At 46.5% G+C, this 23142-nt stretch carries 17 protein-coding genes and 1 riboswitch; of the genes, 10 read left to right on the plus strand and 7 right to left on the minus strand.

From position 1 onward, the window contains the following. Positions 1 to 361: 361 nt before the first annotated feature. The 3 genes from L1D44_RS17010 to L1D44_RS17020 all read right to left on the minus strand — a co-directional run bounded on the left by L1D44_RS17010 (position 362) and on the right by L1D44_RS17020 (position 3020). On the minus strand, positions 362 to 574 hold the full coding sequence (locus L1D44_RS17010; RefSeq protein ID WP_220769791.1) for a cold-shock protein: 213 nt from the start codon (positions 572 to 574) through the stop codon (positions 362 to 364). Between the two features lie 638 nt (positions 575 to 1212). After that, positions 1213 to 2586 (minus strand): serine hydrolase, encoded by a 1374-nt coding sequence (locus tag L1D44_RS17015; protein ID WP_239892521.1) that lies wholly within the window; start codon positions 2584 to 2586, stop codon positions 1213 to 1215. Between the two features lie 245 nt (positions 2587 to 2831). Beyond that, the gene (locus L1D44_RS17020; protein ID WP_202722592.1) at positions 2832 to 3020 is read right to left on the minus strand and encodes a hypothetical protein; all 189 of its coding nucleotides are present in this window, start codon (positions 3018 to 3020) and stop codon (positions 2832 to 2834) included. A gap of 774 nt (positions 3021 to 3794) precedes the next feature. Between L1D44_RS17020 and L1D44_RS17025 the strand changes: the two genes are divergently transcribed. The 3 genes from L1D44_RS17025 to L1D44_RS17035 all read left to right on the plus strand — a co-directional run bounded on the left by L1D44_RS17025 (position 3795) and on the right by L1D44_RS17035 (position 8510). Continuing rightward, positions 3795 to 5774, plus strand: a complete 1980-nt coding sequence (locus L1D44_RS17025; RefSeq protein WP_239892522.1) for a hypothetical protein — start codon at positions 3795 to 3797, stop codon at positions 5772 to 5774. 323 nt (positions 5775 to 6097) lie between these two features. Then, a riboswitch (Lysine riboswitch) is annotated at positions 6098 to 6271 on the plus strand. A gap of 82 nt (positions 6272 to 6353) precedes the next feature. Then, entirely contained in the window at positions 6354 to 7937 is a 1584-nt protein-coding gene (locus L1D44_RS17030) for a Na+/H+ antiporter NhaC family protein (protein WP_239892523.1), read from the plus strand. Between the two features lie 171 nt (positions 7938 to 8108). Beyond that, the gene (locus tag L1D44_RS17035) at positions 8109 to 8510 is read left to right on the plus strand and encodes a ribosome recycling factor family protein (RefSeq protein ID WP_239892524.1); all 402 of its coding nucleotides are present in this window, start codon (positions 8109 to 8111) and stop codon (positions 8508 to 8510) included. 145 nt (positions 8511 to 8655) lie between these two features. Here the strand turns inward: L1D44_RS17035 and L1D44_RS17040 are convergent, their stop codons facing one another. Both L1D44_RS17040 and L1D44_RS17045 read right to left on the minus strand, forming a co-directional pair. Continuing rightward, positions 8656 to 9267, minus strand: coding sequence for a LysE family translocator (locus tag L1D44_RS17040; protein WP_239892540.1), 612 nt, complete (start codon positions 9265 to 9267; stop codon positions 8656 to 8658). 422 nt (positions 9268 to 9689) lie between these two features. Continuing rightward, positions 9690 to 10307 carry a CatB-related O-acetyltransferase gene (locus tag L1D44_RS17045; RefSeq protein WP_239892525.1) on the minus strand — a complete coding sequence of 206 codons (618 nt, stop codon included), beginning with the start codon at positions 10305 to 10307 and terminating at the stop codon, positions 9690 to 9692. 478 nt (positions 10308 to 10785) lie between these two features. Here L1D44_RS17045 and L1D44_RS17050 point away from each other — a divergent pair, with 478 nt between their 5' ends. Beyond that, the gene (locus tag L1D44_RS17050; RefSeq protein WP_239892526.1) at positions 10786 to 11973 is read left to right on the plus strand and encodes an ankyrin repeat domain-containing protein; all 1188 of its coding nucleotides are present in this window, start codon (positions 10786 to 10788) and stop codon (positions 11971 to 11973) included. A 99-nt stretch (positions 11974 to 12072) separates the two neighbouring features. Here the strand turns inward: L1D44_RS17050 and L1D44_RS17055 are convergent, their stop codons facing one another. Continuing rightward, the gene (locus tag L1D44_RS17055; RefSeq protein ID WP_239892527.1) at positions 12073 to 13236 is read right to left on the minus strand and encodes an AraC family transcriptional regulator; all 1164 of its coding nucleotides are present in this window, start codon (positions 13234 to 13236) and stop codon (positions 12073 to 12075) included. 40 nt (positions 13237 to 13276) lie between these two features. Here L1D44_RS17055 and L1D44_RS17060 point away from each other — a divergent pair, with 40 nt between their 5' ends. The 5 genes from L1D44_RS17060 to L1D44_RS17080 all read left to right on the plus strand — a co-directional run bounded on the left by L1D44_RS17060 (position 13277) and on the right by L1D44_RS17080 (position 21549). Beyond that, complete coding sequence (locus L1D44_RS17060) at positions 13277 to 14920, plus strand: FAD-binding oxidoreductase (protein ID WP_239892528.1); 1644 nt, start codon at positions 13277 to 13279, stop codon at positions 14918 to 14920. Further along, entirely contained in the window at positions 14917 to 16557 is a 1641-nt protein-coding gene (locus tag L1D44_RS17065) for a glycerol-3-phosphate dehydrogenase/oxidase (protein WP_239892529.1), read from the plus strand. Before L1D44_RS17060 ends, L1D44_RS17065 begins: the two co-directional genes overlap by 4 nt. Then, entirely contained in the window at positions 16557 to 18128 is a 1572-nt protein-coding gene (locus L1D44_RS17070; protein WP_239892541.1) for an FGGY-family carbohydrate kinase, read from the plus strand. The genes L1D44_RS17065 and L1D44_RS17070 overlap by 1 nt, the downstream gene beginning before the upstream one ends. 755 nt (positions 18129 to 18883) lie before the next feature. Next, positions 18884 to 19114 (plus strand): hypothetical protein, encoded by a 231-nt coding sequence (locus tag L1D44_RS17075; RefSeq protein WP_239892530.1) that lies wholly within the window; start codon positions 18884 to 18886, stop codon positions 19112 to 19114. 248 nt (positions 19115 to 19362) lie between these two features. After that, positions 19363 to 21549, plus strand: a complete 2187-nt coding sequence (locus L1D44_RS17080; RefSeq protein WP_239892531.1) for an OsmC domain/YcaO domain-containing protein — start codon at positions 19363 to 19365, stop codon at positions 21547 to 21549. A gap of 113 nt (positions 21550 to 21662) precedes the next feature. Here L1D44_RS17080 and L1D44_RS17085 read toward each other — a convergent pair whose 3' ends face one another. Next, positions 21663 to 22580, minus strand: coding sequence for a LysR family transcriptional regulator (locus tag L1D44_RS17085; RefSeq protein ID WP_239892532.1), 918 nt, complete (start codon positions 22578 to 22580; stop codon positions 21663 to 21665). Between the two features lie 186 nt (positions 22581 to 22766). Between L1D44_RS17085 and L1D44_RS17090 the strand changes: the two genes are divergently transcribed. Then, positions 22767 to 23132 (plus strand): DoxX family protein, encoded by a 366-nt coding sequence (locus tag L1D44_RS17090; RefSeq protein WP_239892533.1) that lies wholly within the window; start codon positions 22767 to 22769, stop codon positions 23130 to 23132. Positions 23133 to 23142: the final 10 nt, after the last annotated feature.

A 23142-nucleotide genomic window follows, 5' to 3' on the forward strand; every position in this document is an offset into this window, starting at 1 on the left:
GTTGATTTCTTTTTTGATTGATGAAACCAAAATCTTTTTGGACCTGATGAACGGGACATGGTTATCTCCGGTGTTAAGACATTTTGACGGTATAATAATACCGACTCTAATCTTTTCTTAAGTTGTTAATGTTTAATTTGTATTGATAAGAATATAACGAAGTAGATCAGAAGCGTATTGTTAGATACGAAAGCAGATGTTTGAAGTGTTAATCTTTTTCTAGATACAGTATAAATTATTATTCAATCTGACTTTACTAAATTAAATTAGTTTAAAGCAGACTTAGCTCAAGCAAGTTGGTTGAAAACTTTATTTTAAATGATGTGAATGGCGATTAAACCATTCACATCAACTTACGAAGTTACAGCGCGACTACGTTTGCTGCTTGAAGGCCCTTTTGACCTTGCTCTACTTCGAAAGATACTTTCTGGCCTTCAGCCAAAGTCTTGAAACCGTCTGAAGTGATTGCACGGAAGTGAACGAACACGTCGGCGCCGCCATTGTCTTGAGTAATGAAACCAAAACCTTTCTCTTCGTTAAACCATTTTACTAGACCAGTTGATGTATTAGACATGATGTGTCCCTTATATTTAAATTCATAAAAATTGTCGCATTATGCGATGCACTGAAAATTGAATTATTTAATGTGACGATGAAGATAAGGGCAAACTGAGGATAACAACAATAACGAAGGAATACTGAGATTTTACTTTTTAACTTATGTTTCATTAATAACTCTAAATAGCAGAGCGAGACAAATAGTACGCGATAATTACATATTGTCCAGATCTATTTTTAATTAATTTTTCGGCTAAGGGCAGATGTGAGCTGTGTTTTTATTGTCGCTTACAGGGTTTAGCGTCATTAAGCTCTTAAATTGATGATGCTTTATGAAGCCATTTCCTCTAGCCGCTCATCACCTAGTTAAGGGCAGGAAAGCTAGCTAGCCGTCAGGTGGGAAACACGCGAACAATGCACTTGTTGGACACAAATGAACTTTCAAGCGGGTATGAGGTGGATCATAAGTAGACTATTTTGCCAGAGCACACAAGTGACTTTATGTCACAATATTAAAAGCGAAGGGATGCCTTTGTTCGAACAGTTTTTTAAAACTAAATTGGATAGCTAAGTTATTCAAATGTTTGATATAAAAAGCCAACAGGATATAGCCGCTGGCTTTTTAGTGGTTAAACGCACATCTTGAGGACGAGATTATTTGCTTTTCGCCAACTCGTTAAAGATGGGGACAATCACGTCATTGACGTAGACTTGCACAAAAGCAAACCCTGTCGGCTCTCTATATGCTCCTTGAGTCGCGATAATGTTTCCTGTCTCGTGATCAAAAGCAGAGAAGTTACCGTTAACGCCAATCATGGTTGAGATCGTTCGTCCATCAGCATTAAAAGTGCGCCATTGGTTTTTGTAGAAAGCATCTTTCATGATCAGTGCTTCATATTCACGTTTACCCCAAGCATTTTTAACTCGCTCATCGCCCTGCATCACCTCATCAATGTAAGACTGAGGAATGACCCGCTCACCTTTGAAGTTTTTACCACCGTTAACCATAAGGTAAGCCCCTATGGCGAAGTCTCGTGCTGAGATATTCATTGAGCCTGCACTCGCCGACTCTTTTTCTTGGTTTACAAAAAATGATACTTGGTTGCTAAAGCCACCTTTAGACCAGATGAACTTATCAAACGCTTCGGCATAAGGCATGCCTGTTACATTGACGACCACTCTACCAAGCATCTCTGTGTTGATGTCTCTGTAGGCGTAAAACTCTCCGACAGCTTCTGGTTTCACTTCAGTAACGAACATCTTTAGCCATTCTGAGAAGTTGTTTAATTGGCCATAAGAGTCTTTAGGCGGCACCAGATTACCTGAACCGTCATCAACCAAACCATTGTAGCCGACAGCTACGGCCATATGTGAGTCCCAAGAGCCTGTTGTTAAACCATCCATTCCCCAGTTGTGGTAGTTCTCACGTGACTTTGGAAGCTCCCATATTCCAGCGGTCATATCTGCAAAGTGTTGAATGCTGATATTTGCGTAAGGAGTTTGACGCATTTCTGGCACGTATTTGGCGATAGGGTCGTCAAAACTGAAATAACCTGCATCGGCAACCGCAGCTGCTAGCATCGAAGTAAATGATTTATGTGCACTCATTACATGGTGCATAGTCGTCGGCTCGGTATTTGACCAGTAGTCTTCAGCGATGACTTCTCCCTTTTTGTTCATAATGACATAGCTTTGAATAGAGGCTCTGTCACGCATCACGTTATACATGCTGATCTTTTTGTCTGGGCGGATATCATCAACCATCATTTCAGAGACATTTAAGCCACCCACAACCTTTATAGGCATTTTGTTCGCGCTTGGGTGAACTAAAGCGTGGTAGTGATTTAGGTGCGCATCTGCCATGGTGAAACGCATATTTTTTGCTTCTTCCCATGCTCGTACAGAAGTGCCGTATTTTGCTAAGTTTTGATCGAATCGCGCATCAGGTTGCTTGTATTCAACCGAAGCAGAAGCTGTTAATGAAGCAAACATAGCAATTGTAATCATTCCAACGACAGACTTTTTCATAAAAATTCACTCCTCTATTTGGATGGTTACAATGTATAGCTTCGAACTTTACTAAGCATTTATAAGAGGCGTAGTGATAAGCAGTGATTTAACAAACTGATTAAAGTCGTGATGGAATGAGGCTGATGAAAGGGTTCAGTTAAGGAGGTTAGCCTTACCTATTAGATAATCAAAAATAGGCCAAGGGTGGCCTATTTTTAGATGAACTCGCAAGCGGCTATAACGAAGGCTTGCTTTGAATGCGATTAGATAAGCTCGTTTGAAATTGCAGTCAGATGAAGCTCGAGTTCATCTTCGGTTTTGGGCAATGAATCTAGTTCAAAGGTGAGTGGTTTGCTGCCGTTTAGCATAAACACCGAGCTGGCTCCATGATCATAGTGAAACCATTTCCCATTGACGCATAGATCGGTATAACAATTCGGTAGTAGCTCCATAGGGTACCTCTATTTTTTTGGTTTCAGTATTAAAAGCGTAAATTAGTAAATATGTGAGCTGGTTTGTGTGGTTCAGAATGCTATTTGTGATCCAGCTCACCCTTATATGACCTGAAAAGGCGTAGGAGCTCATTGATCTAAATCAAGCATGAGAGGATTAGCTGTTTTTCCTTTTTGTACAAGGCGATATAAATCACTTAATTTCGGTTTAATTCAGCACGTTAGCAGCGGAAAATTCGGGTGACTATTGCTATGGTGAAAGTTACTTTTGTTTGGAGGGGAAGTATCCATGGAGGTTCGCTTATCGCAGTCCTTGGATACACGGCCTATAAGCTCATTTAGCACTTGCTGTGAACAAGGGATATATTTCCCGCTTTTTGCTAAAGCACGATAGCAAAGCCAGCTTCTTCAGAAGGTGGATCTTTACATAGGATAGGCACTCATCAAAGCTGAGGCGGGGGATGTACTAATCATCGTAATTCGCTGTTGAATTGGCAATCAGGTAATAAAAAGATAGATAAGGCAACTTTTAGTAAGTGATATCAAAATACTGGAATGCATTGTTATTATAAGAATACTCAAATTCTTTCATTTAAAAAGTGCATATGTGGTCTTTATATTATCGGTATTTTCTAGAAATTTTAAAATTATCTAAATCCACAATTCGTATATATTGTTAGCTGGATATTTAATTAACGTTATCCGGTTCACAACTTTCACTTTAATTAATAAATACTGTTAAGACGCAATAACAATAATATAATTAGGGTGACTATGATGAGCTTTAATAAACGTTATTTAGTGTTTGCTGTTGCTGCAGCAATGAGCTTAAGTGCATGTAATGATGGTAAAGATGGTAAAGATGGTAGCGATGGTAACGATGGTGAGTATATTCCGCCTACTGTTAGCGAATCTGTAGAAACAAAAATAGAGTTAATAAGCCATACTATTGAAGATGGGCAGATTAGCTTCGAGTTTCAGGCCATTAACGAAGGCGGCGTATTAATTGACGGCTTGCAAAAGGCTGAAGCTAAGTTTGCCATACAAACTGAAAAAGGTATTGGCTTAAGTCGTTCTGGAGAAGGCACTCTTGGCGGATATGGCACTTTTGATGCGACAAAAGATAGCAATCCAGAAGGCGCCTCACTGGCCATTAATGAAGCGGGTAACTATCGCTTTGTGATGCCGATGGAGCATGTGAAAGCTGGTGATGTCGGCATTGTGTGGTTGCGTATCGGTGGCGCAGCCGATAGCAATATCGCACGCAGTATGCCGTTAATCGTCGATAAACCAGAGGTTATGCACACTACAACTACCGAGACTTGTTACTCTTGCCATGTGGACTACGCCACATCAGACTTCCCACACCCCAGTTATACCGCTATTGATTTAGAGGGAGAGATCGATTTCATTGCAGGTTGTATGATCTGTCATGGCAATATCTCGCGTGCGGAAGAAAATGGTGGCTATGCGACCAATACCCTACAAAAAATTGGTCACATTAACCATCAGGTGTTCGAGCGAGATTTCCAAGAGACAAACTGTTATACCTGTCACGCAGAGCCTGTAATGAACACCAGCATTACTGGTAATGGTTGTGTCGACTGTCACGCACCAGGAACTGCAGCAATAGAGAAAGTCGCAGCCTTTGCCGATGATGTTGATGTACGCGCGATCCACGCGACTAAGTCGGGGCTTGTAGAGCGTCAAGAGACTCGAGCTTCACATACTACTACGCTATCTGCCCCATACTGGGACAAGGACGTAACATGGCCAGAAAAACCTAACGGCGCTGTGTGTACCGATCTGAAGCTATTTAAAATCGAAGGTGAAACTCAGACTCAGCTTAATATTGCCAATTTATATGGCGACGATACCTTAAGTTATGCTGGCGCCTATATTCATGGTTATGACAGCACGAAAGACACCATCGTGGGTAGAGCCAATGCCTATGGTGCTCAGCAATATGTTGAGCGTGAAGATGGTACGCGGTCAATCTGTTACCCCGATCTTGTTGCGGGGTTTGCAAACTCAGATCTGGCAGCAAGCTCTCGATTGACCTTTGCCTTGGGGGATGTTGACAATGCCGGTTACACTGGCGTGACATTAACAGCATACTCAGATGTCGTTTCAACAAACTACTATGAGGTTGCCGATCCGCAAGCAACGCCTCCAACATTTACACTTGAAGGTAAATATGAGCGTCGCCTAGCTGTTACTAATGATAGCTGTACGAGCTGCCATAACAGCGAGAGTAACTACCATAAGAATGGTAGCTATCAAAATGGCGGTATAGATTGTGTTGCTTGTCATAACAATGGCCAAGACCGCAAGTCTAAAATGTCAGCGCCAGGCTTTGGCCCTATGGTTCACAGCATGCATTGGGGCGTAGGCAATACGGTAAATGATGCAGAAGGCATGGCAAACTCAGCAGCTAAGCTCAATGCTGAAAACTGCGTAGCATGTCACGCTGATGGCATCGACCTTTATGCCGTACCAAACCAGTATATTCGCTCTCAAGCTTATCACGCTGGCGATACCACTAAGATGTCTAGCCCGGTATTGGCTAACTGTTATGCCTGTCATAACAGTGACCAAGCTCTAAACCATATGGAGCAAAATGGCGGTGAGCTAAGTGCAGAAAAAGGTGCTGGTGATGATGGCGAATGGTACACCCACCCAACATCAGAGTCTTGTGCAACTTGTCACGACACTGGTAAGACATTTGGCATCGAGAAGTACCATGTGTTTTGAGCGTTAGATTGATTCGTATTGGCTGGAATCAGATGATCCTCACCTTTAACATGGCCTCCCTGCAGATTGCCTAAAGGTGGATAGTTTGAACTTAACAGCCACCACGGATACGTAAATTTGACACTCAATCCAAGGCCCTTCGGGGCCTTTTCACTCTCAGAGCTAAGCCACCCACTTCAGTCGGTGGCTTTTTATTATTTTGAATTCCTGAAGACTGCTCTCGTTTGTGATATGTAAATTCAGCACATGGCTATACGAATTTAATAAGTACGATAAGAATATTCTTGCAACTCGCGAATGGATGAGTATTATCAAGCCTCAAACCTTTGAGTAGAGGCGCGCTGCCTAAAAGTATCCAGATAGAGGGTGACACCTAAGACATCTGGGGAAAGGAGTCAGCGCCGAAGTTATTGTTGCGTCATCAACAATCGCTGGGTCTGCATTTAACAGATGCAGGACTGCCATAGTTATGTTGTCTATGGAGCGCTACCTAAAGGGGTAAGAAGTATTATTTCTCCCGAAATCAGTTTCTCTATCCTTTTGGTAGATCTCCACCTAAATAATAGGTGTTACGAGATCATGAATTTAGTTCAATATTCCGATTCCCTGCTGTCAGTGGTACCGCCACTGTTAGCCGTTATCCTCGCCATTACGACTCGTCGTGTACTGTTATCCCTCGGGATAGGTATTCTTGCCGGCGCCGTACTGTTAAATAACTACAATCCGCTGACTGCATTGCAGTACCTGTTCAATATTGTCTCTGGCATCTTTTGGAGCGATGGCGCAATCAATAGCGGTAACGTCAATATGTTGCTGTTTATGTTGCTGCTCGGTGGCTTGATCAGCCTGATGACGGCTACGGGGGCGACCCGAGCGTTTGCCGAGTGGGGAGTGCGTCGTTGTAAAGACCGCCGCAGTGCCAACATGTTAACGGGATTAATGGTCTTTGCCTTCTTTATCGATGACTTTTTCCACAGTTTATCTGTTGGCCCTATCTGCCGTCCTGTGACGGATAGATTCCAGATCTCACGGGCAAAGCTGGCTTATCTGCTGGACTCTACCGCCGCGCCTGTGTGCGTTATTATGCCAATCTCCTCTTGGGGGGCATTTATCATAGCAATCCTCGGCGGTATTTTGGTGACCAATGGCATTACCGATATCAGCCCAATAGCCATGTTTGTACAGATGATCCCGATGAACCTTTATGCGGTGTTTACCCTGTTAATGGTGCTTGTGGTTATCGCCTTTCAGCTCGATATTGGTCCTATGCGTCAACATGAGCGCTGGGCGCAAGAGGGCAAGCTATGGGATGAGTCTAAGGGGCGTCCTCAAGGTCTAGAGATCACCACAGAGGGACAAGGCAAAGGCGGTATGATCGACATGGTGTTGCCTATCGCGACCTTAACGCTATCGAGTATCTTTTTCATGGTGTGGAGTGGTGCTGAGGCTCTATCGGCAAAAGGCCAAGCGTTTAGCTTGATTGCTTCTCTTGAGCATACCGATGTGGGGTCGTCTTTGGTGTATGCTGCGCTATGTAGTCTTGCGGTTTCTATCGTGCTAGCACTGCGATTAAAGTTACCTGCAAAAGTATGGTTAGCCACCGCGCCACAAGGTGTTCAGGCGATGATGCCAGCGATTATTATCCTGCTGTTTGCTTGGACGATTGGTACTGTAGTGAGCGATATGCAAACTGGCCAATACCTTGCCGCGCTGACTAAAAGCAGCATTCCGGTTCAGCTTTTACCTGCTTTAGTGTTTGTTTTAGCATGCGGAATGTCATTTGCTACCGGTACTAGCTGGGGCACGTTCGGCATTATGTTGCCACTCGCTGGTGATATCGCCATGGCCAGTGATGCAAGTCTACTATTACCTATGCTTGCAGCGGTATTGGCAGGCTCTGTATTTGGCGACCATAGCTCACCTATCTCGAGCACCAGTATCCTATCGGCGACGGGCGCGAGCTGTCACCATATGGACCATGTTATGACTCAGCTGCCCTATGCCGTTACTGTCGCCTTTGGTGCCTTCCTAGGTTATCTCGCGATGGGGATTACGGGCTCAACCCTTGCAGGTATTGCGGTGACTGCTATTTGGTTCTTTGCCAATTGTGCATTCCATCTTCGCCGTCATAAAAGGCAGCAAACTCAATTGGCTACCGCATAGTGGTCGCCTAGCTAGTTACCGAGGGGATAACGCGATAAGTTAGCCCATAACAAAGGCCTTGATGGGCCTTTGTTGTTTTCTGCCGTTGCTCCACTTGCATGGCTTGAGTTTTTCGACCTAGGCTGAAAAAATAGACCGATTGAATAAAGGCTAAGATCCCTAAGCACCTCTATGAACCAAGAGATCACCATCTCGCTTCCTTCACTCATTCACCGAATCGGCCGTGAAGTGGTTAAGCAAGCGCAACTTTTTGCTAAGCAATATAATTGTGAGCTTAAGCGTGTGCGCCGTTCGAGAAACTGGGGCTTAACGGGTGAAGCTGTGCAGATCCAAGCTCTTAGCCAGCATTTAAAAACGCTGCAATTAAGTGCGGGTACCACAGAGTTTGTTTACCTTATTCGTAAAGTCGATACCGCGTTGCTTAGCCATGCTGATAAGTTAGAGCCGTTAGCGGCCAAATTGGCTCGTTTAATTGAGCAAGATCCGAATATTACCCTCGCTGAACTGATTCACCTTACTGACTGTACTCAGGCAGAAGCGAGAACCGCGCGTTTCGAGGCGGAGACTTGGTAGCCTCGCGGCAATCACCCCTAGAGCTGCTAATTAGGGGAGGTTTTCTTTTTCAAATTGTTAGCGCGTCAGGTTTCGACAGGATAGCGAAGTCGATGGGCTATCGACTTCGCTGAGTGACCCTTATATGGGGGAGCCATCTTGCTGATTAGCTAACTAGTATACGCCCAGCTAAAAGCAGCAATACCACACCTGACACTTTATCTATTGTCTGAGCATGCTGCCTTAGCCTTATTAAGGTTGCTGGCTTAGACAAGATACAAGCGATAAATGTGTACCAGGCGGCATCGAGAATTGTCGGTGTCGCGACGATAATGATTCGGTTAACCATATTGTCTGCACTTTCTACGAATTGACTAAACAGGGCTAGATAGAAAATGATGATTTTCGGGTTAAGTATAGAGATAACAAAGCCACTTCTTGCAGCCTGATAAAGGCTCATTGGTTTGCCGCTGCTGAGTTTATCGGTTATTCCACCTTTTGAACGAATCGAACAAATACCTAACCAAGCCAGATATGCTGCGCCCAGATAGGTGATGGTGTTGTAGAACAAGGGGGAGTTTTTTAATACTAGGGCGAGTCCTGCCAGAGACAGTCCTGCGTAGATACCGACTCCGATAGAGTGAGCACAGGCTGTAACGATACCTTGCGCTCTTCCGCCAGCAAGTGTATTTCTTGCAACCATGATAACAGATTGGCCAGGTGACATAGCACCGAGTAATGACACCATAAAAAGGGCCATAAAAATGGATATAGATATAAAGCCTCACATTTATTGAATGATAAATTTTGGATACAACTGGGTCTTTGATAGGTGTTGTTACCAAGGTACATTCAATAAATTATTGTGAGCCGCAAAGGCTTTAAGTCTTGTCATTTAATCGGGATGAGTATGCTTGCCGTATATTGCGCAGGCATTGTAACACTCTTGCTTATCTATTTCAGTCTTAATGGCTCAAGTTGCTGCTGTGGTTTATCACTTTAGCCTTTAGCGCAAGACTCGCGCTAGGCGGAACAGATACTTAATGAAATTGTCACCATGAAACCTGCGGTCATAATTTTACAGCTTTTGCTTATTCAATTTATCGATACGCTTTTATTAGCAACATTGATAAGCAACTTTTATGGATAAGTGCGATGAGCAATGAAAAGTGACAATCTATTCATTGCTCATCATAGCGGTTATAAAGCCGATATCACTTGGGTTAGTTGCGCTAAATCATTATTACATAATGCAGGAAGGATGGTGTTTATCTCCGCTTCACTACGCTCATAAATCTTAAGCGCTAGCAGGGCCTCAATCGTTGCTGCGTCAAAGCGATACTTTATGATCTTGGCAGGGCTTCCAGCGACAACGGCGTATGGGGGAACATCTTTAGTCACAATGGCATTTGCCGCCACGATAGCGCCTTCGCCAATACGCACGCCGGGCATCAGCATCGCCCGCATACCTATCCAGCAGTTATCCTCTAAATGGGTGTCTCCTTTGCTTTGGTAAGCATCGACGATGGTTTCCATGAAGGGATATAGGCAAAACCAGTCTGCTCTATGGGTATGGTTGCCTCCCATCAATATAACGGCCTCTGCGCCAATGCAGACGTAGTTACCGATATAGAGCTGGTCTATTGGCCATGGTGGTAGGGCATCACGGGTTTGTTCATCGCCATGTAAGTAGCGAACAACGCTCAGTTCAAAGCCTTGATCCCAGTAATCACTGTAATATGAATGAGTTCCCTTAATATGGATATTAGGGTTGGTGACAGTTTGATGTAACTTCTCTGTTTTAGTCCAATGTTTCATTGGGCATACCTATCTTAAAACGGCTTGAATTAGCCAGAAAATACAAATGGGTGACGGTGAAACTTGATTGCAAGTTCGTCAGTAGATTTCTGGTTGTATGAGTCGTTTAACAATGGGCATAACAGGCTCTTGGGTGTTTACATCTGCTAGTGGAGAACCACTGAACTTTGGGGCTATATAACGGCGGCCTTGTTAATTCGGCCTAGGTTAATTGGCCACTATAGTATGAGCTTTGCGAACAAAAAGCGAATCGGCTTACTTCCACCTAAGTAGATTTTCAGTTTGGCCTGCAGTTTAACTCAAGCCGATGATTGTTATTTACCCTGTATAAATTGATCTCTAAAGCAGTTTAAAAATAACGACTTGTACTTGTATCTGCTAAGGCATAGTCTACTGCGCATTATGGGGCGTGCAGTGCTAGTTTCACTTTCCGGCTTTCGTTATCCCGCGCCTAAAATGAACTAACAATGAGGTTTACATGCTTAGCGGTCATATTTTCGATGGATTAGAGTTAGACGATGTTTTACGGCAGCATCTTGATGAGCTAGATAGCTATGATGAGCCCTATTTTATCTGCATGAAGCTAAGCACAACGGCAGACAAGGCGATAAAAGTGTTGATCCCTGAGCTTGATCATATTGAGCAGGATATCTTTGCCTTTAAGCTTGCACCTCAACTGTTGCTGCTAAGTCTTGAGTGTGAAGTCGATGAGATCAAGTCGCTATCACAGATGTTATTGGCCGCCTTTGAGGGGAGTGGCATTACTGCGCAGATCGCCATCTTCCATCACAACTGTTTAGGTACGCCAATCGAAACCTTCAAGTGGTCGACCCAGCTGTTAGAAACCTTAATTGAGAAGTCACCAAATGACTCTATCGTTGAGTTCAACGACTTTCGTGAACGCGGCAATTGGCCAGGGCTGAGCGCCTATATTGAAGGGCGTGAGCAAGGCAATGGCGCTGATTTCGGCTACGACTATGACGAGAATGACTATGATGAAGACGATGACGATGACGATGACGATGAAAACGATGATCGTTTTGATGAAGATGGCTTCGATAAAGATGGTCTAGACGCCAGTGGTTTTACCGCGCTTATTCAGGCTATTTTAGATAAAGATGCCGCATTAGTTGCCAAGATGATTGCTAATGGTGCCGATGTGAATCAGGGCGATTGGTACAAGAATACACCACTTAATCATGCTGTGAAGAGTAGTACCGAAGAGGTTGTGACCTTGCTACTCGAGGCGGGGGCGAACCCTAACCAAACTGGCAGCTATGGTACAAGGCCGTTAATGATTGCCAGCTTCAATGGCTTATTGCCGATATTGGAGCAGCTGTTAGCTAAAGGCGCAGAGGTAAACCACCAAGGCGATGAAGGCGAGACTGCATTGACAATGGCTGCAGGCAATAGCACTAAGGATGTGGTTGCGCTTCTGCTACAAGCTGGCGCAAACGTTAATGCGATTACTGATGATGGTAACACCGCACTGATCCATGCGGTTATTGGTAACTATAATGAACGCACTGCCATTGTTGAATTACTGCTTGCTAATGGTGCGGCAGAGACGATTCATCAAGTGAATATTCATGATTCAACTGCCATGGGGCTGGCTTTGGACCGTGAACATAAAGAGGTTATCGAACTGCTGAAACAAGCGATGTAAAACTGTTCGCTGTTCGATATGAGCCTTAACGCAGCTCCTAAGCGCGGCGTTAAGGTTCAGTCTTAGATGGCGTGAGTCGGTTTACTCTCATCTCTTTGCTCATCCTTCAGTTGCTCTCTTTTCCCTTGCAGGTTCACGATAAGTTTTTGTTCGGGGTGTGTGACCGCTCCAGTTTTTGTAGGCGCGGAAAAATACCCGCACATCACTAAAGCCCAACTCTAGCGCGATTTCGCTTAAAGACAGTTCACTGCAGCTAAGCCAGTAATCGGCCATATCGTGGCGCACACTATCCACTAAGCCTTGATAGCTAGTGCCCTGCTTGAGCAGTTGTCGTTGCAAGCTTCTGCCACTAAGGTGCAGTTGGCTGGCGATCTGCTCTCGGTTAATTTTGCTTATGGCCAGTTGTTGGCGAATAATCCGCGCTGCGGCAAGCTTAAGTTGGTCGATATCTCCAATGTCTTTCAGTTGCGCTTTTGCACTGTTCATCAGCTGTTTTAATTGTTGATTATCACCGCTTGGCAGCGGCCGAAGTAGCAAGGCTTTATCGATGAGGATGGCATTTTCACTCTGCTCAAAGCGGACAGGACAGTTAAACAGTGCTTGATACTGTTTTAGCTCTTTGGTGGCAGGTTGTGGCCGCGAAAGTTTGACTTCAATGGGCGAGGCCTTGCTGTCTTGCATAAGAAAGCGGGCAAAGTTGACCCAGGACGCCAGCACGTTATCAATAAGGTGAGGAATGACTTGTGGGTTACTGTATTGGCAGTGCCATATCATCTTTAGTCCTTGGGGATGCTCCCTTAATTCGGTGATCCCCATGTCGCCAACCAGCTTTTCTAGGGGCATGGCTTGTCTAATCGCTTGGGAGAAATTATCAGAATTTAGGCCTATCTGTCCCAGCAGGTAGAAGCGATCTGGCTGAATAAAACGGGCACTATAGAGACCAAATAGCGGATGGTTTGCCTGCTCAATAAGGTAATGCAGTAGCTGCTGAAACTGCTCGCCACTGAGGCGGGTATCTTGGCATTGCAGACAAGCTGGCTCGATATTGGCCTGCTGTAGCCCCTTTGCCACCTCAACTTTACAATGTCGTGCAGCCTGCAGGAATTGCTGTACAGGCGGCAGGGAGGTGGTGCCTAGAGAGAGCACCCGCTCTGCCTTTCTTGCCATCACATTTAACTCCTGTGCTGTTAGCTCGTATTGGTTACCACTATTCATTGCCGGCAATGGTTGTCCATATTTGTCACTGACAATATGTTGCAACATTGTAAGATAAATCTATCTGTATGCAAATTGGTCAATAAAGATGGATAGAGCGGCGCGGGATAATCGACAATGGAATGGGTGGGGCGACAAAGACAGGAGCTTGGCGCTATCGGCCGATGGTGCAGCCTTTATCACCGAGCTCCTGGGTGAGTCGCAGCCTTTGCCCATCGCGACACTCGAGGAGGTATTGGCTAAGGTGCCCGCCTCGCGCTTAGAGGAAAGTGAGCTGTATACCACCGACCCAGAAGTGCGGTTGCGCCATGCCCGTGGTCAAAGCCTACCGGATTGGCTGGCGATGAAGAGCGGCGAGTTTAATCTGTTTCCCGATGGCGTCGCCTTTCCCCGTAGCAGTGAAGAGATCCGTGCCTTGATAGATGCGGCGAAGCAACAGGAGTGGCAGCTTATCCCCTATGGCGGCGGGACTTCAGTGGTGGGGCATATTACCCCTTGCGAGTCAGACAAGCCTGTCGTGACTATCTCCATGAGCAAGATGAACCGATTACTCGCGCTCGATAGAGTCTCGCAACTCGCCACCTTTGGCGCAGGGGTCAAGGGGCCATTTTTGGAGTCTCAACTGCAGGCTCACGGTTACACCTTAGGCCACTTCCCGCAGTCTTTCGAGCTATCGACATTAGGCGGTTGGGTGGTGACCCGTTCCAGTGGTCAGCAATCACTACATTATGGCCGTATCGAAAATCTGTTTGCGGGAGGCGAAATTGAGACGCTCGAGGGCAAGGTCGATATTCCTACCTTGCCAGCGTCATCGGCGGGGCCGGATTGGCGTCACCTGGTGTTGGGGTCCGAGGGGCACTTAGGTATTTTAACCGAGGCCAAGGTGCGGGTGAGCCGCGTACCTGAGCAGGAATTCTTTGGGGTGGCCTTTATGCCGAATTGGCAGCAAGGGATCGCCTGTGCCCGTGAGGTGATCCAGCAAGGGCTACCGCTTTCAATGCTTAGATTGAGCAATAGCATAGAGACTAAGACTCAGCTTTTTCTGTCGGCTAGTCAGACTCAGCGACACTGGCTGGGCAAGTTGTTGTCACTAAAAGGTGTGGGTGATGACAGATGCATGTTGGTGTATGGCATTACTGGCGACAAGCGCGATAACCGCCAGCGCTATAAGCGCTTAAAGGGAATTATCAGCCAGTTTAAAGGGGTGAACACAGGCCAGAGTCTCGGTAAGAAGTGGGCGCATAAGCGTTTCGCCTTCCCCTATTTAAGAGAAACGTTGTGGCAGATGGGCTATGCCATCGACACCTTAGAGACGGCAACTAATTGGTCCAACATAGAGCCGTTAACCGAGAAGATAGAGCAGAGCCTTAAAGGCGGGCTTGCAGAGTTTGGCAGTCAGGTGCATGTATTTTCTCATCTATCGCATCTCTATAGCGACGGCGCCAGCATCTACACCACTTACCTGTTTCCGGTGGCGAAAACCTATGAGCAGACCTATCGGCAATGGCAGAAACTCAAATCGACCACCTCTAAGCTGATAGTAGAGAGTCACGGCACCATCAGTCATCAACACGGTGTGGGGGGCGATCATGCCGCCTATCTAGCCACAGAGAAAGGCGATCGTGTGGTTGACTCACTGCAGGATTATTTTAACGGCTTCGATCCTAAGGGGCAGTTAAATCCCGGCAAGCTGTTTAAGGCTATCAATACCCCAGATGAGGCGCAGCCATGAACACCCTGAGTCAGGCGGCGAAAGCGGCGACTGACGCCATTACTCAGGCAGAGACTGAGTATGACCTTATCATCATAGGTGGTGGGATCACGGGGGCGGGTATTTTCCATCTTGCCGCTGACCAAGGGGCGAAGGTATTGCTGGTGGAGCAAAATGATTTCGCCTGGGGCACCTCGAGCCGCTCCTCCAAAATGGTTCATGGGGGGCTGCGTTATCTGGCAACGGGTCAGTGGCGTATGACCCGAGATGCCGCCCGAGAGCGAGAAGTGATGTTGGCGCAGCTACCGGGCTTGGTGGACTTGATGCCCTATATGATGTTGCATAAACGGGGGGATTTCCCCTCGGCGGCGCTTTTTCAGCGGGTATTGGCTATTTATGACAGGCTTGCTGGCAGTAAGCACCACCGCCCTTTGAGTATGGAAAAAGCGCGTACTTGGCTATCGGAGTTATCTTTCGATGGGATCACCGGAGTCAGCCTGTTTGCCGATGGGGTCACCGACGATGCGCGTCTAGTATTGCGTGCACTGCAAGATGGCGTGCTCGCGGGCGGGCAGGCGCTGAATTATGCCAAAGTGACGGGCTTCATTGAGCGAGAGGAAAACCAAGATAATAACGAGCGAGTTAGCGGTGTAAGGCTAGCCTTAACCAATACCTTGGGTAGCCAAACGTCAGATAACACTGAGTACAGCGTTAAAGCCAAGTGTGTCATCAATGCCACAGGCAGTTGGGCTGGCAAGCTCCATGAGCTGCAAGGCGGGGGCTTGAGGCCATTGCGGGGCAGCCATCTGGTGCTGCCATTTGAGCGTTTACCTGTCTCCGCCTGTTTGACCTTCTATCATCCTCAAGATGGACGCCCAGTGTATATCTATCCGTGGCAAGGCTGCAGTGTGATAGGCACCACAGATCTTGATCATGATGGTGAGCTAGAGAGTGAACCGGGGATTGCGCAACAAGAGGTCGACTATCTGTTGGGATTAGCAAGGCATTATTTCCCTAAGCAGCAACTCGAAGAGCGTGATGTGGTTAGCTGCTGGAGCGGGATACGACCCATTTATAGCGCTAGCCAGCCCGATAAGAAGGGCAAAGACAAAGAGCTATCTAAAGCGCCATCGAAAGAGTCTCGTGAGCATATTATCTGGTCTAAGCCGGGGCTTGTCTCGGTCACGGGCGGCAAGCTAACCAGCTATCACCTGATGGCTAAAGATACCATAGAGCGAGTTCGCCAGCAGCTCCCAAACCTGTTTACCGATGAGCTGAAAAGGGCGCCTTTTAGTCAGGCGACACAAGGTTATGCCGATGAGCATTTAACCGGGTGCTTCGGGTATTTTGCACCGCATATCGCGGCGATGGAGAATCCACAAATGATAGGATTCAGCCGCTGCCAGTGGCGTGAGCTAGAGTGGTCGCTGGCTAATGAGAGTGTGGTGCATCTTGACGATCTCTTGCTACGCCGAACCCGATTAGCATTGCTATTGGGCACAGAGGTTAGCCGTTACCGAGAGGCGATACTGTCGCTATGCTGCCAGCATCTAGCTTGGTCAAAGACTAAGGCGGAGCAAGAGTGGCAGCGATTCGAGCAGATAATGAATACCAGTTATCGCTTACCGAGCCAACAAGTGAACAGGGAGTGTCTGTGATAGACAAAAAACAGCAGAGCCAGACACAAGCAGACTGGATCTTAACTATCGACAACGGTACTCAGAGCGTACGTGCCTTAGTATTTGATGCAAAAGGTAAGCTTGTTGCTAAGTCGCAGATCAAACTGACGCCTTATGAATCGCCACAGTCGGGTTGGTGCGAACAAAGCGGTGACTATTATTGGCAAAATGTTTGTGCGGCCTGTCAGGCACTTTGGCAACAAGGCGTTGATAAGACGCGTATCAAAGGTATGTCTGTGACCACTCAGCGGGGCACCATGTTACCGTTAGACCGTGAGGGCGAACCCTTATATCCGGCGATCCTCTGGCTCGATCAGCGCAGAGCCGAGAGTGAATCTAGTTTGGGAGGCCTGTGGGACCCACTGTTTAAGCTGCTGGGACTGAGCGAAACCATCGCTAATTTTCGCAGTCGCGCTCAACCCAATTGGCTCTATAAGGCCAAGCCTGAACTTTGGCACAAGACCCATAAATTTGCCTTTCTGTCGGGCTTTTTTCACCACAGGTTAACGGGGGAATGGGCTGATTCTGTGGGCTCTCAGGTCGGCTATCTGCCCTTCGATTACAAGAAGCATAGATGGGCACCTAGGTGGGATTGGAAGTGGCGAGCACTGCATGTGAAACCCGAGCAGTTGCTGACGCTGTTAAAGCCAGGCGAAAAGGTGGGCGAAATAACCGAAAAGGCCAGTGAACAAACCGGACTGCCCCAAGGCTTACCTGTGATTGCCGCCGCAGCTGATAAAGCCTGTGAGGTGCTCGGCTCAGGTGGTGAAAACGCCGATGTGGGTTGTTTAAGCTTCGGTACCACGGCCACCATCAATGTGACCATGCCGCGCTATACTGAAGCCGTAAGGTTTTTGCCCGCTTATCCCTCAGCCATCGCTGGGGCATTTTGCAGTGAGGTGATGCTCTACCGTGGCTTTTGGATGGTGAGTTGGTTTAAAGAACAATTTGCTCATATCGAGCAGGAAAAAGCACTGCAGGCCGGGATCGAAGCCGAAGCCCTGTTTGATGAGCTGGTGAGTAGTGTGCCACCGGGCTCCATGGGACTGATGTTGCAACCCTATTGGGGGCCGGGCGTGAAGCAACCCGAAGCTAAAGGGGCGGTGATCGGCTTTGGTGATGTGCATACTCGCGCCCACCTATATCGTGCCATTCTAGAAGGGTTAGCCTTTGGCCTGAAAGAGGGGCTGGAAGCGATTGAGAAAAAGGGTGGCTGTAAAGTCAAGGAGCTACGGGTTTCTGGTGGTGGCGCGAAGAGTGATGCCGCGATGCAGATTGCAGCCGATGTGTTTGGATTGCCTGCGGTAAGGGCGCACACGGTTGAGACATCAGGGCTGGGCGCGGCGATAGCGGCGTCTGTGGGCTTAGGGCTGCATGATGATTTTGACAGTGCGATTAAGGCCATGGTACATGATGGTGAGCGCTTCGAGCCCGATAACCAGCATCATCTTATGTATCAGCGACTCTATAACGAGATCTATCTTGATATCTATAAGAAGTTGCAGCCACTATATGGCAAGATCCGCGATATTACTGGTTATCCGGAATAGAAGGTCCTAGGTTCTAGGGAAAGCGGGGGAGCTAAGAAGGTAACTGCCGAACGGCCTGCGGCCTTACGAACGTGACTGTGTCACTGACGGAACGCTGCGCTTACGGAAAAGCAGGAAAAGCAGGAAAAGAAGGTTCGAGGTGCTAGGAAAACCAAGAAAGGTGCTAGGAAGAAAAAAGATGGGAAAAGCAGGTTAAAAGCCGGTAAAAGCTAAGACGATAAAAGCTGGAAAAGAAGGTTTTAGAAACTAGGTACTCGGAAGAAACAAGATGGGTAAAGCTAAGGCGGGAAAGCAGGAAAAGAAGGTACTAGGAAAAACTGAGACGGGAAAAGCAGGTTAAAAGCCGGTAAAAGCTAAGACGATGAAAGCTGGAAAAGAAAGTTTTAGAAACTAGGTACTAGTAAGAACCAAGATGGGTAAAGCTAAGGCGGGAAAGCAGGAAAAGAAGGTACTAGGAAAAACTGAGACGGGAAAAGCAGGTTAAAAGCCGGTAAAAGCTAAGACGATGAAAGCTGGAAAAGAAGGTTTTAGAAACTAGGTACTAGGAAGAAACAAGATGGGTAAAGTTAAGGCGGAAAGCAGAGGAGAGAGCTGTTCTGCTTGTTAGCTTTTGCTCTGCCTAGCTGGGCGAAGCCCGTCCTCGCAGCGAAGCGTCCTAGGAGCTAGCCCCTTCTTTGTATAGCACAGCGCCCTAGAACCTAGAACCTAGAACCTTAAGCCCTATAACCTTAAGCCTTAGAACTAATGGAGGGAGAATGACAGATCAGAAGCTTATTTTGATCCTAAAGATCTGTATCAGCATTGGAATTTGCCTGATCCTTTTGGGGATATATCTGCACAATTTTAATGAAACCGTAGAAGCCATGGGCGTGCAGGGGATTATCATCAGTGCTGTCTGTGTGGCTTTCGGCATGGTGTTGTCACTGCCGACGAAAATGTACCTGACCTTTATCTTAGTCAAGCGTGAAGCCGATAAGAATCAATAAGCTAGCCCTGTTTTTACCTTGTATCTCCCCTGTTTTGGTCTTATTTAGGCTGGCAGTGATTACGCTTCATTGTCGCTAATCTGAGCTTTTCTGTAATTAACCCAAGACTAATGCGCCAAAAACACCGATAATTCCCCCAATAAGTTCACCTGGCCTCAGGGCTCGTTTTGAGCCGCAGTTCATATTTGAGCGCATGACTCATACTTGAACCAAGGGCGACGCTCGCTATTAAGTGGAAATCATATTCAATGGAAATCAAAGTTAACTTTCTCGACAACTTGAGACTCGAAGCCAAGTTTGACGACTTCACCGTGACGGCCGACCAGCCTATTCGCTATAAAGGCGATGGCTCTGCGCCAAGTCCTTTCGATTACTTCTTAGCATCGTCAGCGCTGTGTGCGGCTTATTTTATCAAGGTGTACTGTAAGGCGCGCGATATTCCAACTGAAAACATCAGACTGTCGCAGAACAACATTGTCGATCCTGAAGATCGCTATAACCAGATTTTCCAGATTCAGGTTGAGCTACCAGAGGATATCTCTGATAAAGATCGTCAAGGCATCTTGCGCTCGATTGAGCGCTGTACTGTGAAGAAAGTGGTACAGACAGGCCCTGAGTTTAAGATTGAGACCGTTGAAAACTTAGATGCTGACGCTAACGCCATGTTGATGAATCAAGGTGACAGCGATGCGAGCACTTACATCTTGGGTAAAGACTTACCGCTTGAACAAACGATTGCCAATATGACCGGTATTTTGGCCGACCTTGGGATGAAGATAGAGATTTCATCTTGGCGTAATATCGTGCCAAACGTGTGGTCGCTGCATATTCGTGATGCCGCATCACCTATGTGCTTTACCAATGGTAAAGGCGCAACTAAAGAGAGCGCACTTTGTTCGGCATTAGGCGAGTTTATCGAGCGTCTAAACTGCAACTTCTTCTACAACGATCAGTTCTTCGGTGAAGAGATTGCTAACAGCGAGTTCGTGCATTACCCGAACGAGAAATGGTTCGAGCTTACAGACGATGACTCACTGCCTGCGGGTATGCTGGATGATTACTGTCTAGCTATCTACAATCCTGATGGTGAGCTTGCTGGTTCGAACTTGATCGATACCAACTCGGGCAATATCGACCGCGGTATTTGTACCATTCCTTACACGCGCCACTCTGATGGTGAAACCGTGTATTTTCCATCGAACTTAATCGAAAACTTATTCCTAAGTAACGGCATGAGTGCGGGTAACAACCTGCAAGAAGCACAGGTTCAGTGTCTGTCTGAAATCTTTGAGCGCGCGGTTAAGCGTCAAATCATCGAGCAAGAAATCGTATTGCCAGATGTGCCGATGCAAGTGCTAGAAAAGTACCCAAGCATTCTTGCGGGTATTAACGGTCTAGAAGAGCAGGGCTTCCCTGTCGTGGTGAAAGACGCTTCACTCGGTGGTCAGTTCCCAGTGATGTGCGTGACCTTGATGAACCCGAAAACCGGTGGTGTATTTGCTTCATTTGGCGCGCACCCAAGCTTTGAGGTGGCACTGGAGCGTAGCTTAACTGAGCTACTACAGGGTCGCAGCTTCGAAGGCTTAAACGATGTGCCTAAGCCAACCTTTAACAGCATGGCGGTGACCGAGCCAGAAAACTTCGTCGAGCACTTTATTGACTCAACGGGGGTGATCTCATGGCGCTTCTTTAGCAGCAAGCATGACTATGAGTTCTGTGAGTGGGATTTCTCTGGCACTAACCAAGAGGAAGCCGATGGCCTGTTCGGGATCTTAGAAACTTTAGGCAAAGAGGTGTACACAGCTGAATTTGATCAGCTTGGCGCATCGGCTTGTCGTATGCTGGTTCCGGGCTTCTCTGAAGTTTACCTAGTGGATGACCTGATTTGGGATAACACCAACAAGGCGCTAGATTACCGTGAGGATATCTTAAACCTGCATTCACTGTCAGATGATGAGCTGGTGGACTTAGTCAACCGCTTAGAAGAGAGCCAATTAGATAACTACACTGACATTCGCACCATGATCGGTATCGTCTTCGATGAAAATACCGTTTGGGGTCAGCTAACCATTATTGAGCTTAAGATCTTAATCTATCTAGCACTTGGTGCGGCGGAAGAGGCGATGGAGCTCGTAGGCGACTTCCTACAGTTTAACGATAATACCGTTGAGCGCGGCCTGTTCTATCAAGCAGTCAGTGCGGTACTCGAAGTGGAAATGGACGACGAGCTGGAGCTTGAACATTTCATCCATAACTTCAATCGCATGTTTGGTGAAGAAGTCATGCAAAACGTCGTCGGCTCTGTCAGTGGTGAAGTGCGTTTCTACGGCCTAACCAAGACCAGCATGGCGCTTGAGGGCATCGAACCACACTTACGCTTGATTGAAAGCTACAAGAAGCTGCACAGCGCCCGAGCGAAAGTGGCTGCTAACTAAGCATTTGCATTTAGTTACTAGCCTTTAAGTTAGCTGCGTAATTTAGTCATAAATAGCGAACCTTTGTTAATCACAAACGGTTCGCTTTTTTGTTGGCGTCATTTATGACTCTGCTAAAGATGACTACCAACATCATCAACAAACTCATCTGTAAAATAAGCCACTAAATAATCAATAAACGCACGTACTCGCTGCGGTTGGTAGTCGCTAGCTTTATAGACGGCGTACATAGGCAAATTTGCCGCACTGTAAGCGGGTAAAACATGTTGCAGTTGTTGGTGTTTGAGTGCTTGCTCTACCATCCAGCTTGGTAATGCGGTAATGCCTTGACCCATTATGGCCATGGTTAATAGCATTTCGGCGCTATCACTGCAGAAGGCGCTGCTAACATTCACTTTGGTGACTTGCTGTTCGTTATCGGTTAATTGCCAAGTGTTAGACAGGGCGCTTAAGGAGTAACTCAAGCATCGATGCTGGGCTAAATCGCTCGGTATAGTTAACTTTGTTTGGTGGGTTAAATACTCTGGAGACGCGACTAATATCGCCCGGTTATTAAATAAAAAGCGCGCTTTATAGTTTGAGTCTGCAAGGTGACTCACCCGCATTGCTATATCAATATTACTTTCGATTAAATCCACTAAACGGTCACTGACAGACACATTGATCTTAAGCTTTGGATGCTGCTGCATAAATTGGCTTATCGGCTTGGCTAGCATGATGGTCGCCATGGTGCTTGGTAGCGACAGGGTTAATTCGCCGCTGACCTGATTCAACTCTTCTTTTAAGCGTGACTCGGTGTAACTCATTTCATCAATGAGTCTATCGCAGTAGCTTAGGTATTCACGGCCTTGGCTGGTGAGGTTTATCTGCCGACTATTGCGGTGGAATAGGGTAAAACCGATATTGTGTTCAAGCCAGGCGATTTTTTTGCTGACGGCGCTTTGGGTCAGGTTTAAGTTCTCTGCTGCGGCAGTGAAACTGCCAAGCTGAGCGACGCGAATGAACAGGCGCTGACAATCGTATTTATCCATGTTGTTACCTAGCTGTTTACCTATTTTGGCTAAAATCTAGTTTCTTAAATCTAGCTACTGACTATTAGCTTACTCGGTTATTTACACTCATTCCAAATAGGAATGTATTTAAGTCTAAATATAGTATTTATTGGTATTAACCGGAATGGTTAAATAATGCTCTTACTTAAAGTGGAGAGCAAGATAATGACCTTAACCATATCTGCAGTGATAAGCCTGTTACTGATGGTATTTTTTATGTTTGCAGGCTCAATTAAATTACTAGGTTGGCAGAAGTTTATCTTTGAAACTCAATTAAGTTTCTTTAAAAAATATGGCCTCAATAGAGCGGCGATGTTTACCGTTGGTTTAGTTGAGTTTTCCGCAGCCTTGTTGTTGCTAATATCAATGGTGTCATCACAACCCAAGTGGCAAGTATTGGGGGCAAGTTTGATTGCAGTTACCTCGGTGGGGGCGCTTGGATTTCATTTTAAATTTGATAAATGGACTGATGCCATTCCAGCTGCAGTGACCTTATTGTTATCGCTATGGTTATTAGCATTAAGTTACTAGTTTTATCACC

Source organism: Shewanella sp. Isolate13, assembly GCF_022398325.1.
Lineage (GTDB): Bacteria > Pseudomonadota > Gammaproteobacteria > Enterobacterales > Shewanellaceae > Shewanella.

Excerpts from the sequence above, each read along its gene's own strand:
- L1D44_RS17030 (WP_239892523.1), top strand. The coding sequence starts at position 6,354 with ATGAATTTAGTTCAATATTCCGATTCCCTGCTGTCAGTGGTACCGCCA.
- L1D44_RS17065 (WP_239892529.1), top strand. The coding sequence starts at position 14,917 with ATGAACACCCTGAGTCAGGCGGCGAAAGCGGCGACTGACGCCATTACT.
- L1D44_RS17090 (WP_239892533.1), top strand. The coding sequence starts at position 22,767 with ATGACCTTAACCATATCTGCAGTGATAAGCCTGTTACTGATGGTATTT.
- L1D44_RS17080 (WP_239892531.1), top strand. The coding sequence starts at position 19,363 with ATGGAAATCAAAGTTAACTTTCTCGACAACTTGAGACTCGAAGCCAAG.
- L1D44_RS17085 (WP_239892532.1), bottom strand. The coding sequence starts at position 22,580 with ATGGATAAATACGATTGTCAGCGCCTGTTCATTCGCGTCGCTCAGCTT.
- L1D44_RS17050 (WP_239892526.1), top strand. The coding sequence starts at position 10,786 with ATGCTTAGCGGTCATATTTTCGATGGATTAGAGTTAGACGATGTTTTA.
- L1D44_RS17075 (WP_239892530.1), top strand. The coding sequence starts at position 18,884 with ATGACAGATCAGAAGCTTATTTTGATCCTAAAGATCTGTATCAGCATT.
- L1D44_RS17055 (WP_239892527.1), bottom strand. The coding sequence starts at position 13,236 with ATGTTGCAACATATTGTCAGTGACAAATATGGACAACCATTGCCGGCA.
- L1D44_RS17020 (WP_202722592.1), bottom strand. The coding sequence starts at position 3,020 with ATGGAGCTACTACCGAATTGTTATACCGATCTATGCGTCAATGGGAAA.
- L1D44_RS17035 (WP_239892524.1), top strand. The coding sequence starts at position 8,109 with ATGAACCAAGAGATCACCATCTCGCTTCCTTCACTCATTCACCGAATC.
- L1D44_RS17010 (WP_220769791.1), bottom strand. The coding sequence starts at position 574 with ATGTCTAATACATCAACTGGTCTAGTAAAATGGTTTAACGAAGAGAAA.
- L1D44_RS17025 (WP_239892522.1), top strand. The coding sequence starts at position 3,795 with ATGATGAGCTTTAATAAACGTTATTTAGTGTTTGCTGTTGCTGCAGCA.
- L1D44_RS17045 (WP_239892525.1), bottom strand. The coding sequence starts at position 10,307 with ATGAAACATTGGACTAAAACAGAGAAGTTACATCAAACTGTCACCAAC.
- L1D44_RS17015 (WP_239892521.1), bottom strand. The coding sequence starts at position 2,586 with ATGAAAAAGTCTGTCGTTGGAATGATTACAATTGCTATGTTTGCTTCA.
- L1D44_RS17060 (WP_239892528.1), top strand. The coding sequence starts at position 13,277 with ATGGATAGAGCGGCGCGGGATAATCGACAATGGAATGGGTGGGGCGAC.